Origin of the sequence: Dorea chungnamensis, assembly GCF_039832125.1 — a bacterium.
GTDB lineage: Bacteria > Bacillota > Clostridia > Lachnospirales > Lachnospiraceae > JAFBIX01.
Window position 1 is genome coordinate 74756 of the sequence record NZ_JBDOHT010000002.1, and the last position, 15045, is coordinate 89800.

A 15045-nucleotide genomic window follows, 5' to 3' on the forward strand; every position below is an offset into this window, starting at 1 on the left:
GCACCCTAAATTTTTTTGAAAAAGTGCGGTATGGTATGGGAAGAAGGAGGAAAGCTTCATGGATGAGAAGGGAAAAATGAATACCAAGGAATACGAAGAACTGATAAAGGAAGTGAAAGCAAACAGCCCATACAAGAGGCTGTCTTCTGCGAAAAAGAAATGGATGAGTGTTTCTGAGATGGGCGAGCTCCTGGGACTTAAAAAGACGGATCGGTATTGGCTGGTACATAAAAACTTTTTTGAGACCAAAGAGATTGCCGGAAAGATGCGGGTCAATATTGAGAGTTTTGAAAAGTGGTATGCGAATCAGATTAAATATCATAAAGTCAACGGAGAAGAACCGGGAAAGGAATTGAAAGAATGGTCTTATTCTGTTCCGGAACTTGCAGAAATGCTGGAGCTTACGGATGGTGTCATTTATGACCTGATCAAGCAGAATAAGATTGAGGTTGTGATTGTGGACTACTGGAAACGTGTACCAAAAGCTGCATTTCAGAAATGGTATGACGGACAGTCCAGATACCGCACGAAGGAGGATAAAAAGAGGGACGCGGAAATGGAGGCCGCTACTCTCACTATGCCGGAAATGGCCAGACAGCTGGGAATCACCAGAAATCAGGTATATGGCATCCTGAATAGTCAAAAGTATCAGCATTTCTTTGAGTTCGTCACAATCGCTGATCGAAAAAGAATCACGAAAGAAAGCTTTCAGAAGTTTCTGGAAGGGCAGGATGAATATCATCTGGATCCGGCGAACGATTATGAAGAACTGGCAATGGAAGAAAATGTGGCACTGGCGAATTATCGGAGAAAGAAACTGGCACAGACCGGGGAACGAGGAAGGAATGGCAATCTGCAGTATCTTACTATAGATGAAGCAGCCTTTATGGCAAAGGTCAGCCGGTCCATGATAAATGTCTGGTACACAAAAGGATATTTTCCGGTTGTAAAACTAAGGAACCATGTTCGGATCAAACGAAAAGAATTTGAAGCGTGGCTGGAAAAGAGAAATACAGAAAGGGGCTGTTAGATTATGGCATCGATCAGAGAACGAAATGGAAAATTTAATGTGATCTATTCCTATACTGATGCAGACGGGAAACGGAAGCAGAAATGGGAAACTTATGCTACAAAGGCAGAGGCAAAGAAACGCAAGAAAGAAATTGAATATAAAGAAGAAATGGGTTCCATGATAATCCCGCAGTGTAAAACCATGAAGGATCTTCTGGCAGAGTACGTTGCCCTGTATGGGAAGGACAACTGGGCATTATCTACGTATGATGGAAATGTTTCTCTCATAAATAATTATATCCTTCCGATCATCGGGGATGAAAAACTGTCGGAGATCAATACCCGTTTTATTGAAAAATATTATCAGAGGTTGTTGAAAGCTCCGGCTGTGGTCAATCCTATGATTGGGAAAAGAAAGAATGAATATGTATCTACCAGTACCATCAGAGATATCCATAAACTCCTCCGAAGCTGTTTTAAACAGGCTGTCAAATGGGAACTGATGGAGAAGAATCCTTGTATCTATGCGACCGTACCAAAACATAAAACAAAGAAACGTGAGATTTGGACTGCAGAAACTCTGATGTACGCACTGGAAGTATGTGAGGATGATCGGCTAAAGCTGGCAATGAATCTTTCCTTCTCCTGCTCTCTCCGGATCAGTGAGCTTCTGGGGCTTACCTGGGATTGTGTGGACATCTCGGAGGAAGCAATTGAGGAAAACCGGGCATATCTGTTTATTAATAAGGAATCCCAGCGAGTGAGCAAATCCGCTTTAAAAGAGTTGGATGCAAAAGATGTGCTGCTGATATTTCCGGAAAAAAGCAAGACCAATAAAACAGTCCGTGTTTTGAAAACACCGAAGACAGACAGCAGTGTCCGAAAGGTTTTCCTTCCAAAGTCTGTCGCAAAGATGCTGATCGAATGGAAAGAAAAACAGGATGAGACAAAGGAGGTTCTTGGAGATGAATACATGGATTATAATCTGGTCATGGCAAGTACGTTTGGTCTTCCTTTGGGGGATGGCGCGATCCGGAAGCCATTGAATCAGTTGATTAGGGATTATGATCTCCCACCGGTTGTTTTCCACAGTCTCAGACACAGCAGTGTTACCTATAAGTTGAAACTGAATGGTGGAGATATTAAGGCTGTCCAGGGAGATTCCGGACATGCCCAGGTCAGCATGGTTACGGATGTATATTCCCACATCCTGGATGATGACCGGAAGAAAAATGCAAAGCTGTTTGAAGAAGCATTTTATGAGAAAAAAGATCTGGATCCGCAGATGCATCCGAATACAGCAGAAAATACGGTGGCGGTTCCGGAAGGTATTGATGCGGAATTGCTTGCAAAGGTTCTCTCCAATCCGGAGATGGCGGCACTGCTATCTTCACTTGCGAAGACGATGAAATAAGGGGATAGATAAAGTAAAACAATTTCAATCATATTCAACAAATCTCCTTCATATGAACAAAAAATGATGGAGATAATTATGAAATGAAGGAGATTTTGGGAAAATGATGCCGGACCGGCAACTGGATATGTTCGTATTTAAATCGGCTGTCGTGGTCGAAACACCATAGACAAATCAACAATAACGGTGTATAGTAATAATAGAAATCTGGTCAATTGAATATTGTTTATCATTCCCGCTTGTAAGGGGATGGTAGCCGGAATATGATATCTGTCAGTAACAACAGAGCTTTCCCCAGATGTTAGCAAGTGCAAAGAATCTGCTAATTTTCAGGGCTTATCTGAACTTAACAGAAAGGATATTCAGATTACCAGAATTTGATTCGAATAGAATAAAAGGATTATACATATGCGTTCAATATGTAGCTGAACCTGACAGGGATTAACAGAACCACTGAGCTCTCCTAAGCACTAGTTGTGAGTTCGATTCTCGCAGGGAACGTTCAAAAAAGCGGTAATGATTAGCAGGAATTGCTAGATCATGAACCGCTTTTTTATTTTATATAGCAAAATTTTAAGTGTAGTTAAGGATATTTTGATAGTATCATTAATAATGGGTGTTGATAAATTTTTATCTGGTAGATTGGAAAATAAGAAATAGATTATGATTATATAGAAATAGAGGTAAATGTATGCGTATATTATTTGCAGAAGATGAAAAAGCATTATCAAAGGCGCTTACGACAATTTTGGAGCGTAACAATTATTCCGTGGATGCAGTTTTTGATGGAAGAAAGCAGAACAGCAATGACCATGGTGGATTTTCCATTTTCGGATATGGTAGAAGAAACCGTGAATACATATCAATCCCTGGCAAAGACACAGAATAAAATATTGACAAGTGAGATCACACCGATGATTTCCATATGTGGTGATGAGAAGGCGCTGAGTCGTCTTGTAACAATTCTTTTAGATAATGCGGTGAAGTATTCAGGAGATGGAGGACGGATTAAGGTATGCCTGGAAAAAGAGAGGAAGAGGATTCGCCTGTCTGTTTACAATACGACAGAATCTATTTCGCGGGAACAACTGGATCATTTGTTTGATAGATTTTATCGTGCAGACAGTTCCAGAAATTCTCAGACAGGAGGATACGGATTGGGGCTTTCCATCGCTGCAGCGACAGTAGAGGCACATAAAGGGAAGATTGTTGCATCGACAGAGGATGAGAGATCGTTGATGATTACGGTGATATTTCCCATAAGTTAAAATTCCAGATTATTGAAAAACAATGCTTCGGGTGGATTTCCCATCTGGGCATTTTTTATAGAGACTTTTAAGTTAATTTAAGGAAGTTTCGTTATAGTAATATCTGTAAATAATCAAAGGAGCAAATGACATGACATATCAGATGACTTTTAAACGCTATGAATTGAAGTATATGATAAACCGGCAGCAGAAAGAAAATATGTTGCAAAGTATGGAAACTTATATGAAGCTAGATCAGTACAAAAGGACAACAATACGGAACATTTATTTTGACACAGAGACATACCGGCTGGCTCGTCATTCACTGGAAAAACCGACTTACAAAGAAAAGCTTCGGGTGAGAAGTTACTGTCCGGCAAGTGAAGATACTCCGGTATTTGTAGAACTGAAGAAAAAATACAAGCATGTGGTGTATAAGCGAAGGCTGGTTTGTCCGGAAGCAGAAGTAATGAAGTGCTTATGTAACGGAAATCCACTTCCCGACCATTCACAGATTGGCAATGAGATCCGATATTTTTGGGAATATTATAAAACTCTTCACCCGACGGTTTTTTTATCCTATGAAAGAGAGGCCTATTATGCACTTGATGGAAGTGATTTTCGGGTAACGTTTGATGAAAATATTTTATACCGGGAAGATGATCTGTCTCTTGGAAGTGATATTTATGGAACTTCGATTTTGGAACAGGGGCAGACTTTGATGGAGATTAAGACATCTGGGGGAATCCCGCTGTGGATGAGTGAGGCGTTGACCAGAAACCATTTGTATAAAATATCATTTTCAAAATATGGAACAGCCTATCAGCAGATGAAGGGAGGAATTCAATATGCTTGATACAATATTTCGGGGAGTTTTTGATACAGATATGACAAGCGTGATTGGACTGTCTGATTTCTTACTATGTGTAGGCAGTGCACTGATTATTGGCCTTATTCTGACAGGAAGCTATATGTGGAAAACACGTTATACGAAGAGCTTTGTTGCAACACTGGCAATGCTTCCGGCTATTGTATGTGTAGTGATTATGATGGTCAATGGAAATGTAGGTGCCGGTGTGGCTGTAGCAGGAGCATTCAGTCTGGTTCGTTTCCGTTCGGTTCCGGGTTCTGCAAAGGAAATCGGTGCAATTTTTCTTGCCATGGGAACCGGACTTGTAGTTGGAATGGGTTATATCGGATATGCTTTTTTGATAGCAGTGCTTTTATTAACAGGAGCAATGTTTTTAACAGGCTGTAGCGAGGGAAATTCTGACTCTGCTGGAGAAAATGCAGTGACCGCAGAAGAGGAGAAGACAGAAATAACGTCCAACGAAAGTGGGATTGATACATCGGATATGTTTACAGATCGGGATAAAGAGATTGGTTATGATGAAGATGACAGCACACGCATAACTCTTTCGGATAACAAAAGCTCCTGCGAATCAGATGCTGTTCAGATCAACGAAGATACCATTACGATTACGGATGAAGGAACTTATATCCTGTCTGGTGAGCTGGCAAACGGAATGGTTATTGTGGATGCAGAAGATACGGATAAAGTACAGCTTGTGCTGGAAGGCGTGGAGATCACAAGCAAAGAGTCGGCAGCAATCTATGTGCGTTCTGCGGATAAGGTGTTTATTACGACTGTATCCGGTTCTTCCAATGTCCTGACGAACGGGGGAATCTACACAGCGATTGACGACAATAATATTGACGCGGTGATATTTTCAAAAGACGATCTGACTTTAAATGGAGAAGGTATATTGACGATCAATGCAGCGGCGGGACACGCGGTGGTGTCAAAAGATGACTTGGTATTAACAAGCGGAACTTATAACATATCGGCTGAGAAGCATGGACTTTCTGGAAAGGACAGTGTACGGATCGCAGACGGAACTTACCATATCACAACTGGAAAGGATGGAATCCACGCGTCAAATACAGATGATACCAGCCTGGGATTCATATACATTGCAGGAGGCAACATTGACATTACAGCAAAGGATGACGGAATGCATGCAGATTCTGCACTATTGATTGCAGATGGAACGATTCAAGTATCAGAAAGCTATGAGGGGCTAGAAGGTCTGACTATTGACATTACAGGTGGAGATATCGACGTGACGTCAAGCGATGATGGATTGAATGCAGCCGGTGGCAATGACAGTAGTGGATTTAAAGGTGGCGGCGAGGATATCTTTGCTGTAGAGGAAGGCTCATATATCCACATATCAGGCGGGACAATTCATGTCAGTGCTTCTGGTGACGGAATTGATTCGAATGGTGATCTGACCATATCAGGTGGAGAGACTTATGTGTCTGGACCTACAAATAATGGAAATGGTTCGCTGGATTATAATGGGAAAGGTGTGATAACAGGCGGAATCTTCTTAGCAGCGGGTTCTTCAGGAATGACGCAGAATTTCAGTGATTCTTCCACGCAGGGAATTATGATGGTGACGGTAGATACACAAGCGGCGGGAAGCATCATTTCTCTTACGGACAGCAGTGAAAACGAACTGGTTTCTTGGACGACAGATAAGGAATATACTTCTGTGATTGTAAGCTGTCCGGAGATCACAGAAGGAGAAGCCTATACACTGACGGCAGGAAACAGCACACAGAAAATTATCATGGATAGCCTTATATATGGAAACGGAGACATGGGTGGACAGATGAAAGGTGGAGCTGCACCCAGACAGAATAGATAAACTTTATTTTAACACTGCTGAGTGTTCCTTTATAAACTTTTTCATAGCCTGGAAACTTTCATCGCTGATCTGATGTTCCATCTCACAGGCATCTTCAGAAGCTGTCTGGGGATCTACGCCAAGAGAGATCAGCCAGTCAGAGAGTACCTGATGACGTTCATATACACTGGAGGCAATCTGCATACCCTTATCTGTCAGGGTAATAAAACCAGCCTGGTTTACTTCTATACAGCCATTTTCACGCAGATGTTTCATCGCAACACTGACGCTAGGTTTTGAAAAATTCAACTCAACCGCTATGTCAATGGAACGAACAACTGGTAACTTTTTGCTTAATAACAATATAGTTTCCAGATAATCTTCAGAAGATCTATTGTGACGCATAATAATACCTTTCTATTTTCTGTTAATATATACCATTTAAGTTTGTTCTATTATATCAGTAGAAACAGAAAAATTCAAGACTGTATAGTCTTGACGAATTTTGGTTAGCGTGGTATAACTTTAATTGAAAATAATTATCATGTACATATATGGAGGTGTTACAAATGACACTTAAGAATCTGAAAATCGGAGAAAGTGCTGTTATTACGAAAGTAGGCGGAGAAGGAGCTCTAAGACAGCATTTTCTGGATATGGGTGTGATTCCGGGGGCGGAAGTTACAGTCGTAAAGTTCGCACCTATGGGAGATCCGATGGAATTACAGATTCATGGATATGAGTTGACACTTCGTCTTGCAGATGCAGATCAGATCAATGTTCAGCTAATTGAAGAACGAACGAATAAGCATAGCCGTATTGACAAAATATATCCTACGGATCATCCGGGATTGGGAGAAGATGGTAAATATCACGCCAAGGATGACGGAGATCCATTGCCGGATGGAACGGTACTTACCTATGCCCTTGTAGGAAATCAGAATTGTGGAAAGACGACATTATTCAATCAATTGACAGGATCTAACCAACATGTGGGGAATTTCCCTGGGGTTACAGTAGATCGCAAAGATGGTCCAATCAAAGGTCATTCGAATACAAGAGTTACAGATCTTCCGGGAATATATTCTATGTCTCCTTACACAAGTGAAGAGATTGTCTCCAGGAATTTTGTTCTTGGGGATAAACCAAAGGCAATCATTAATATTGTTGATGCAACGAATATTGAACGGAATCTTTATCTGACAATGCAGCTTCTGGAGATGAATATTCCTATGGTTGTTGCCCTTAATATGATGGATGAAGTCATGAATAATAATGGTGCCATAGATATCAATGGAATGGAGGCTTTACTGGGAGTTCCGGTTATTCCAATCTCTGCGGCCAAGAATGAAGGTGTCCGGGAATTAATCGAGCACGCAGTACATATCGCACAATATCAGGAACGTCCGCAGAAACAGGACTTTTGCAGTAAAGACGATCATGGCGGTGCAATTCACCGTGCAATTCATGCCGTGGAATCGATCATTGAAGACCATACAGAAAGAGCAGGACTTCCGCTTCGTTTTTCCGCAACAAAAGTGATTGAAGGGGACTCCTTGATTCTGAAGCAGCTAGAACTGGACAAGAATGAACTGGCTATGATTGAGCATATTGTAGTACAGATGGAAAAAGAAGGCGGTATGGATAGAAGTGCTGCCATTGCGGATATGCGTTTTGACTTTATTGAGTATGTCTGTGAACGTACAGTGAAGAAGCCAAAAGAAAGTAAAGAGCGGGTCCGTTCAGAGAAGCTTGACCGTATTCTTACGGGAAAATGGACTGCGATCCCTTGCTTTATTGCCATTATGGGAGCGGTCTTCTTCCTGACTTTTAACGTAATCGGTGCATTTTTACAAGGACTTTTGGAGACCGGTATTGATGTATTGACGGAGGTTGTGGATCAGTGGATGACTGCGGCTCATGTGAATCAGGCTCTCCATGGCTTGGTGATTGACGGTATCTTTGGTGGTGTCGGAAGTGTACTTAGTTTTCTCCCGATCGTAGTGACTTTGTTCTTCTTCTTATCTATTATGGAAGATAGTGGTTATGTGGCACGAGTTGCTTTCTTCATGGATAAATTATTGAGAAAGATTGGACTGTCAGGAAGAAGTATTGTTCCGATGCTGATTGGATTTGGATGTACCGTTCCTGCCGTGATGGCAACGAGAACACTGCCAAGTAAACGAGACCGTAAGATGACGATCCTTCTGACTCCATTTATGAGTTGTACAGCGAAGCTTCCAATCTATGCTTTCTTTGTCAGTGCATTTTTCCCGGGTAAGGGCGGATTCATTATGACAGGAATCTATATTCTGGGGATCATTGTTGGGATTCTGGTAGCCCTTCTGTTTAAAAATACACTATTTAAAGGCGAAGCTGTTCCGTTTGTTATGGAGTTGCCAAATTATCGTATGCCGGGTGCAAAAAATGTTGCACAGTTATTGTGGGAAAAGGCCAAGGATTTCTTAAGCAAAGCATTCAGCGTCATTTTGATCGCAACGATCGTGGTATGGTTCCTGCAGAGTTTTGACCTTCAGCTAAATATGGTAGAAGATTCTTCTAACAGTCTGATGGCTATCATATCTGGGTGGATTGCACCGATCATGGGACCTCTCGGATTAGGAGACTGGCGTATCGTAACCTCACTGATCAGTGGGTTTATGGCAAAAGAGAGTGTGGTATCTACGATGGAAATTCTGTTTGGAAACAGCATTCAGACTGCAATATCAACGCTGTCTGCTGCTACGATGCTAGTATTCTCTCTGCTGTATACACCATGTGTTGCAGCCGTTGCTTCTATTAAACGAGAACTGGGAGCAAGATGGGCAGTAGGGGTCATCTTCTGGCAGTGTGTAGTAGCGTGGATCATTGCTTTTATTGTAAGGCTCATCTGCATGGCAGTTGGATTGTAAAGTAGGAGGTAGGGTATGAATATTGCAGATATACTTGTCTTTCTGGCGGTCACTGTGGTTGTGATCATTGCGGTTGTGATCATGAGAAGAAATAAGAAAAATGGGAAAAGCAGCTGTGGATGTGACTGTGGGCACTGTAGTCAGAGTTGCCAGAGAAAATAAATAATTATAATCCGTAGTATTTCTGCAGATATTGCAGGGAATGCTACGGATCATTTTTATTTGAAAGGATTTGGCATATTCACAGTCAGAATCTTGGTAATCTGAGTCCCGCAGTTGGTCCAGTTATGCTTCTTGGTAGAATCAAGCTGGACACTGTCTCCCGGATACATAATATATTCATCTTCCTCCACATATAATTTCAGAACACCTTCAAGCACATAGATGAATTCTTCTCCTTCGTGAGCATATAATTCTATGTTCTCATCTGCTCCGATATGGGGCATGAGATGATAGATTCGTGGGAGATAGGAATAGTTCTTGGCATTCTGACTTAAAGTATATTGAATGATCTGATCGCTGACCTTATCACAGCTGGCATCATAGATTCTTGTGACTGGTGAGGCAGAAGGAGAGGATTCTTCTTCACGGAAAAAGTCGATAAATTCCATGCCAAGAACATCTGTGATCTTATGCAGTGAGTCGATGGCAATCTGAGAAAGCCCTCGCTCGAACTGAGACAGATATCCGATTGAAAAACCCGTTGCAGTACTTAATTGCTGTAATGTCATTCCCTGTTTCAGACGCTCTTGCTTAATAGTATTTCCGATTTCCTGAATACTTTTCATAGTAACACCTCGTTTTCATATTTATATAAAATGAGTAGATTTTATAGCGACATTTTCATTATATTGTAATTTGTGAAAATAATCAACTTAAACCAATGGATATTTAGAGATAATGCACAAAAAAGACACATCAGATTTATGAAAAAAAACCTGATGAAATGTGTTGAAAATTTAACAATAATACTGTATTATGAAAACAGGGAAGAAAAAATCGAACAATATTTCACGATTATGAAAATGGAGGAGACGAGATGTCGCTGATAACGAATGTTCAGAAGTTTTCTATCCATGATGGCGACGGAATTCGTACATCTGTATTTTTTAAAGGCTGCCCTTTGAAATGTGAATGGTGTCACAATCCGGAGACTCAGCGGTTTGAAAAAGAGATGCAGTGTGACAAGGAGAAGTGTGTTGGCTGCGGAACTTGTGCAAAGGTATGTCCGAATGGGGCAATATCCATGGAGAATGGAAAGCCAGAGATGAAGAAAGATGCATGTACATTCTGCGGAAAATGTGTAAACTTCTGTCCAATAGGAATCCGTGAGATTATAGGACGGGAATATTCTGTAAAAGAGCTGATAAAAGAGCTTATGAAGGATCAGATGTTTTATGAAGAATCTGGCGGTGGCGTGACGCTTTCCGGCGGAGAAGTCATGGCAATGGATATAGACTATATACTGGCAATTGCAAAAGAGCTAAAACGCCAGGATGTTACACTTACGATTGACACATGTGGATATGTTCCATATGAGAAGTTTCAGGCAATCCTTCCTTATGTGAATACATTTCTTTATGATGTAAAGGTTATGGATCCAAAACTTCACAAAAAGTATATCGGAGTGGATAATCAATTGATTCTTGATAATCTGATTCGTCTTGCAGCGGATGGAGCAAGAATATATATCAGAATCCCAACAATAAAAGAAGTAAATGGTAATGAAAAAAATATGAAAGAAACGATAGTGTTTCTGAAAGAACATGATATTCATCCGGCTCAGATTAATCTGCTTCCGTATCATGATACAGGAAGTGGAAAGTATTCCAAGCTGGATATGGAATATAAGGGAACAGATTTACATGCACCGGAGAAGGAAGAGATGGAGAGCTTCGTCAGACTCTTCGTAGAATCCGGATTCCAGAACACAAAAATAGGAGGGTAAACATATGGCAAAATTACGTGGTATGAATGAAAGAATTCAGAAACTTCGGGAAATCAGTGTGACGACACCTGTTCACATTGATCTTGAGAGAGCAAAGATCGAGACTGATTTCTACAAAGAAAATGACGGCAGATATTCAATCCCGGTTATGAGAGCAATGGTTCTGAAAGAATATTTTTCCAAGAAGACCTTGTATCTGGGAGACGGAGAGCTGATCATCGGCGAAAAAGGTAAGGATCCGCAGGCATCACCTACATTCCCGGAACTTTGCTGTCACAGTGTAGAGGATATGGTGGTCATGAGTGAACGTGAGCTGGTATCCTTCCATACAACAGAAGAAGACAGAAAGCTTCAGGCAGAGGAGATCATTCCATACTGGACAGGAAGAAGTATGAGAGAGAAGATCCTTTCAAGAATGACTCCGGAATGGCAGGAATGCTACAGTGCAGGTATGTTTACAGAATTTATGGAGCAGAGAGGTCCGGGACATACTTGTGGTGGTGAGCAGGTATTTACTACCGGATATATGGATTATAAAGAGAAGATTCATAAGACAATGGATGAACTGGATTATATCAATGATCCGGAAGCAGTGAATAAATGTGAAGAGCTGAAGGCTATGGACATCTCCTGTGATGCAGTAATCATTCTGGGAGAGCGTTATCATAAGCTTGCGCTTGAGATGGCAGAGAAAGAGGAAAATGAGACCAGAAAGGCAGAACTTCTTCAGATTGCAGCGAACCTGGAGGTTGTTCCGGCACACAAGCCTCAGACTTTCTGGCAGGCAATTCAGTTATACTGGTTCACACACCTTGCAGTTACAACTGAGCTGAATCCATGGGATGCATTTAGCCCGGGAAGACTTGATCAGCATCTGAACCCATATTATGAGAGAGATGTGGAGGCAGGTATTCTGGATGACGAGAAGGCTCTGGAACTTCTGGAATGTCTGTGGGTGAAGTTCTACAACCAGCCTGCACCGGTAAAAGTAGGTATCACATTAAAGGAAAGTGCTACTTATACAGACTTTGCGAACATCAATACCGGCGGTGTTACACCGGACGGACGCAATGGTGTTAATAATGTAAGTTACCTGATTCTGGATTGTATGGATGAGATGAAGCTGGTTCAGCCAAACTCTAACGTAACGATCAGTAAGAAGACACCGGCCAAGTTCTTAAAGAGAGCATGTGAGATCTCAAGAAAAGGATGGGGTCAGCCTGCATTCTATAACACAGAAGCTCAGATCATGGAGCTGATCAATGCAGGAAAGAGTCTGGAAGATGCAAGACGCGGTGGTTCTTCAGGTTGTGTAGAGACCGGAGCATGGGGAAGCGAAGCTTATATCCTTACCGGTTATCTGAATATCCCGAAGGTATTCCAGTTGACATTGTTCAATGGATATGATGAATATTCTGGAAAGCAGATTGGATTGCCACTTGGATATGCTAAGGACTTTAAGACCTATGATGAACTCTGGGCTGCATTTAAGAAGCAGTTAGAGCACATTGTAAATATCAAGATCCGTGGTAATAACGTTATCGAGCAGTTATATGCACAGGAGATGCCGGCACCATGCCTGTCTGTTGTAACCAACGACTGTATCTCTAATGCAAAAGACTACAATGCAGGCGGCGCAAGATACAATACAAACTATATTCAGGGCGTAGGTATCGGTACGGTTACAGACTGTCTTGCTGCTGTAAAATATAATGTATATGACAATCACAACTTCACGATGGAAGAGTTGATTGAAGCTATGGAGCATGACTTTGAAGGATATGATGCAATCTATCGTATGGTTCATGACAGAACTCCAAAATATGGAAATGATGATGACTATGCAGATGACATTATGCAGGAAGTATTTGAATTATACAGAAGCACCATCACAGGACGTCCGAACATGAAGGGTGGAAAATATGGTGTAGATATGCTTCCTACTACCTGTCATGTATACTTTGGTGATGTAATTCTGGCAACTCCAAATGGAAGAAAAGCACATAAACCAGTATCTGAAGGTATTTCTCCAGAGAAATCCGCAGACACCAATGGACCGACAGCAGTTATCAAGTCCTGTGCAAAGATGGATCATCTGGCAACAGCAGGTACTCTTCTGAATCAGAAGTTTACACCAAATGTTGTGGCTGGAGAAGAAGGCCTGAATAATATGGCCAGTCTGATCCGCTCATACTTCTCCATGGATGGACATCATATTCAGTTCAACGTTATTGATAAACAGACACTGATCGATGCTCAGAATCATCCAGAAGATTATAAAGATCTGATCGTTCGTGTCGCAGGATACAGTGATTTCTTCCGTAACCTGGATAAACCACTGCAGGACGAGATCATCAATCGTACAGAACAGTCATTTGATTAATTAGAACTTGACAATTTCACTAATTTGTGTAGAATTATGAAACATAAGGACAAGGTGGTCAACGCCTTGTCCTTTTTTTATTCCATAGTTTGAGAAAGGAAGGTGTAGAGTTATGGAGAGAGTAAATGAAATTGTTGGGGCGATAGATTCCTTTGTATGGGGACCTGTGATGTTGGTGCTGCTTGTCGGTACGGGTATTTTTCTTACAGTGCGGTTGAGATTTCTTCCATGGAGGAATCTTGGATATGCGTTGCACAGCGTGTTAAGTAAAGAGGCAAGAACTAAAAAAAGAGGAACAGGTGATGTATCCCCTTTTTCTGCGTTAATGACGGCGCTTGCTGCTACGATTGGAACTGGTAATATTATTGGTGTGGCAACTGCCATGTTCTCAGGTGGTCCTGGAGCTTTGGTGTGGATGTGGATCTCCGCATGCTTCGGACTGACTTCTAAGTTCAGCGAATGTATGTTGGCAATCAAATATCGTGAAGTCAATGAGAAAGGCGAGATGTCTGGCGGACCAATGTACACAATGAAAAATGCATTCAAGAATAAAACCTTTGGCAAAACAATGGGATTTTTATTTGCATTGTTCTCCGTGCTGGCATCTTTTGGAATTGGAAATATGACTCAGGCCAATTCTATCGCTGGTTCTGTGACAGAGGCGTTCAGTATACCTGCATGGATCACTGGAATTATACTTACGGTACTTGCACTTGCAATCATTCTGGGTGGTATTACTTCTATTTCTAAAGTATCTTCCGTGGTTGTACCTGGAATGGCTATCTTCTATGTGATTGCCGGACTGATTGTTATTGTCGGGAACTGGCAGAATATTCCTAATGGTCTGTATATGATCTTTGGAATGGCATTTAATCCACAGGCAATTGGCGGTGGTGTACTTGGAACAATTACAGTATCTGTAATGAATTCTATCCGTTACGGCGTTGCACGTGGTGTGTTCTCCAATGAAGCAGGCCTTGGTTCTGCAGCCATTACTGCTGCCGCAGCTACAACAGACGATCCGGTAAGACAGGGTTATATTAATATGACAGGTACATTTTTTGATACCATTGTAGTATGTTCTATTACAGGAATTGCAATTGCAGCATTTTGAATACTTATTCCAGAGTCACAAATACAATATTATATACCGTGTGGTATTCTCTTTGGTTGTATATGTCGGTGCAACACAGACTTTAGATCTTGTATGGAACATTTCTGATATTATGAATGCATTAATGGCAATTCCAAACTTGATCTGTATGCTCCTCTTACATAATATAATTGCTAAAGAAGTAGATAGATTCCAGCCAATCCTGGAAAAAGAGAGAAAAGCATATAAGGCCGCTAAAAAAAGCAATTAATTGTAAACTAAAAATAAAATAAAGTTGACAATAAAAAGATAGTATGTTAAATTGTTGCCGTACAAATAGTATT

General features: G+C 41.2%; 13 protein-coding genes and 2 pseudogenes. 13 read left to right on the forward strand and 2 right to left on the reverse strand.

Annotated features, from left to right (window positions below; translation table 11 throughout):
- Nucleotides 1–58: 58 nt before the first annotated feature.
- The 7 genes and pseudogenes from ABE613_RS02275 to ABE613_RS02305 all read left to right on the forward strand — a co-directional run bounded on the left by ABE613_RS02275 (nt 59) and on the right by ABE613_RS02305 (nt 6386).
- Nucleotides 59–1030, forward strand: coding sequence for a helix-turn-helix domain-containing protein (locus ABE613_RS02275; protein ID WP_347375537.1), 972 nt, complete (start codon nt 59–61; stop codon nt 1028–1030).
- A gap of 3 nt (nt 1031–1033) precedes the next feature.
- Nucleotides 1034–2425, forward strand: coding sequence for a site-specific integrase (locus ABE613_RS02280; protein WP_347375538.1), 1392 nt, complete (start codon nt 1034–1036; stop codon nt 2423–2425).
- Between the two features lie 691 nt (nt 2426–3116).
- Nucleotides 3117–3218 (forward strand): annotated as a pseudogene (locus tag ABE613_RS02285) (DNA-binding response regulator); the annotation flags it as partial.
- 121 nt (nt 3219–3339) lie between these two features.
- On the forward strand, nt 3340–3693 hold the full coding sequence (locus ABE613_RS02290; protein WP_235234242.1) for a sensor histidine kinase: 354 nt from the start codon (nt 3340–3342) through the stop codon (nt 3691–3693).
- A 130-nt stretch (nt 3694–3823) separates the two neighbouring features.
- Nucleotides 3824–4528, forward strand: coding sequence for a polyphosphate polymerase domain-containing protein (locus tag ABE613_RS02295; RefSeq protein ID WP_347375539.1), 705 nt, complete (start codon nt 3824–3826; stop codon nt 4526–4528).
- Nucleotides 4521–4919: pseudogene (locus ABE613_RS02300) on the forward strand (DUF4956 domain-containing protein); the annotation flags it as partial. The gene ABE613_RS02295 and the pseudogene ABE613_RS02300, both read left to right, overlap by 8 nt.
- Complete coding sequence (locus tag ABE613_RS02305; protein WP_347375667.1) at nt 4911–6386, forward strand: carbohydrate-binding domain-containing protein; 1476 nt, start codon at nt 4911–4913, stop codon at nt 6384–6386. The pseudogene ABE613_RS02300 and the gene ABE613_RS02305, both read left to right, overlap by 9 nt.
- Before the next feature lie 3 nt (nt 6387–6389).
- Here ABE613_RS02305 and ABE613_RS02310 read toward each other — a convergent pair whose 3' ends face one another.
- Complete coding sequence (locus ABE613_RS02310; protein WP_347375540.1) at nt 6390–6770, reverse strand: metal-dependent transcriptional regulator; 381 nt, start codon at nt 6768–6770, stop codon at nt 6390–6392.
- Between the two features lie 164 nt (nt 6771–6934).
- Here ABE613_RS02310 and feoB point away from each other — a divergent pair, with 164 nt between their 5' ends.
- Both feoB and ABE613_RS02320 read left to right on the forward strand, forming a co-directional pair.
- On the forward strand, nt 6935–9277 hold the full coding sequence (gene feoB / locus ABE613_RS02315) for a ferrous iron transport protein B (protein ID WP_235233957.1): 2343 nt from the start codon (nt 6935–6937) through the stop codon (nt 9275–9277).
- A 15-nt stretch (nt 9278–9292) separates the two neighbouring features.
- Entirely contained in the window at nt 9293–9439 is a 147-nt protein-coding gene (locus ABE613_RS02320; RefSeq protein WP_235233959.1) for a FeoB-associated Cys-rich membrane protein, read from the forward strand.
- A 56-nt stretch (nt 9440–9495) separates the two neighbouring features.
- Here ABE613_RS02320 and ABE613_RS02325 read toward each other — a convergent pair whose 3' ends face one another.
- Complete coding sequence (locus ABE613_RS02325) at nt 9496–10065, reverse strand: helix-turn-helix domain-containing protein (RefSeq protein WP_347375541.1); 570 nt, start codon at nt 10063–10065, stop codon at nt 9496–9498.
- 251 nt (nt 10066–10316) lie between these two features.
- On the opposite strand from ABE613_RS02325, the gene ABE613_RS02330 reads away from it, so the two are divergent.
- From ABE613_RS02330 to ABE613_RS15135, 4 genes are all read left to right on the forward strand, one after another.
- Nucleotides 10317–11225: a trans-4-hydroxy-L-proline dehydratase activase gene (locus tag ABE613_RS02330; RefSeq protein ID WP_347375542.1), complete on the forward strand. Its 909-nt coding sequence runs from the start codon at nt 10317–10319 to the stop codon at nt 11223–11225.
- A 4-nt stretch (nt 11226–11229) separates the two neighbouring features.
- The gene (gene hypD, locus ABE613_RS02335) at nt 11230–13608 is read left to right on the forward strand and encodes a trans-4-hydroxy-L-proline dehydratase (RefSeq protein ID WP_347375543.1); all 2379 of its coding nucleotides are present in this window, start codon (nt 11230–11232) and stop codon (nt 13606–13608) included.
- 112 nt (nt 13609–13720) lie between these two features.
- Nucleotides 13721–14722 carry an alanine/glycine:cation symporter family protein gene (locus tag ABE613_RS02340; RefSeq protein ID WP_427787298.1) on the forward strand — a complete coding sequence of 334 codons (1002 nt, stop codon included), beginning with the start codon at nt 13721–13723 and terminating at the stop codon, nt 14720–14722.
- Nucleotides 14709–14972, forward strand: a complete 264-nt coding sequence (locus ABE613_RS15135; RefSeq protein ID WP_427787296.1) for an alanine:cation symporter family protein — start codon at nt 14709–14711, stop codon at nt 14970–14972. Before ABE613_RS02340 ends, ABE613_RS15135 begins: the two co-directional genes overlap by 14 nt.
- The last annotated feature ends 73 nt before the right edge of the window (nt 14973–15045 follow it).

What these genes read in the sequence shown, in the direction of transcription:
- ABE613_RS02275 (WP_347375537.1), top strand. Translation starts at nt 59, where the DNA reads ATGGATGAGAAGGGAAAAATGAATACCAAGGAATACGAAGAACTGATA.
- ABE613_RS02280 (WP_347375538.1), top strand. Translation starts at nt 1,034, where the DNA reads ATGGCATCGATCAGAGAACGAAATGGAAAATTTAATGTGATCTATTCC.
- ABE613_RS02290 (WP_235234242.1), top strand. Translation starts at nt 3,340, where the DNA reads ATGATTTCCATATGTGGTGATGAGAAGGCGCTGAGTCGTCTTGTAACA.
- ABE613_RS02295 (WP_347375539.1), top strand. Translation starts at nt 3,824, where the DNA reads ATGACATATCAGATGACTTTTAAACGCTATGAATTGAAGTATATGATA.
- ABE613_RS02305 (WP_347375667.1), top strand. Translation starts at nt 4,911, where the DNA reads ATGTTTTTAACAGGCTGTAGCGAGGGAAATTCTGACTCTGCTGGAGAA.
- ABE613_RS02310 (WP_347375540.1), bottom strand. Translation starts at nt 6,770, where the DNA reads ATGCGTCACAATAGATCTTCTGAAGATTATCTGGAAACTATATTGTTA.
- feoB (WP_235233957.1), top strand. Translation starts at nt 6,935, where the DNA reads ATGACACTTAAGAATCTGAAAATCGGAGAAAGTGCTGTTATTACGAAA.
- ABE613_RS02320 (WP_235233959.1), top strand. Translation starts at nt 9,293, where the DNA reads ATGAATATTGCAGATATACTTGTCTTTCTGGCGGTCACTGTGGTTGTG.
- ABE613_RS02325 (WP_347375541.1), bottom strand. Translation starts at nt 10,065, where the DNA reads ATGAAAAGTATTCAGGAAATCGGAAATACTATTAAGCAAGAGCGTCTG.
- ABE613_RS02330 (WP_347375542.1), top strand. Translation starts at nt 10,317, where the DNA reads ATGTCGCTGATAACGAATGTTCAGAAGTTTTCTATCCATGATGGCGAC.
- hypD (WP_347375543.1), top strand. Translation starts at nt 11,230, where the DNA reads ATGGCAAAATTACGTGGTATGAATGAAAGAATTCAGAAACTTCGGGAA.
- ABE613_RS02340 (WP_427787298.1), top strand. Translation starts at nt 13,721, where the DNA reads ATGGAGAGAGTAAATGAAATTGTTGGGGCGATAGATTCCTTTGTATGG.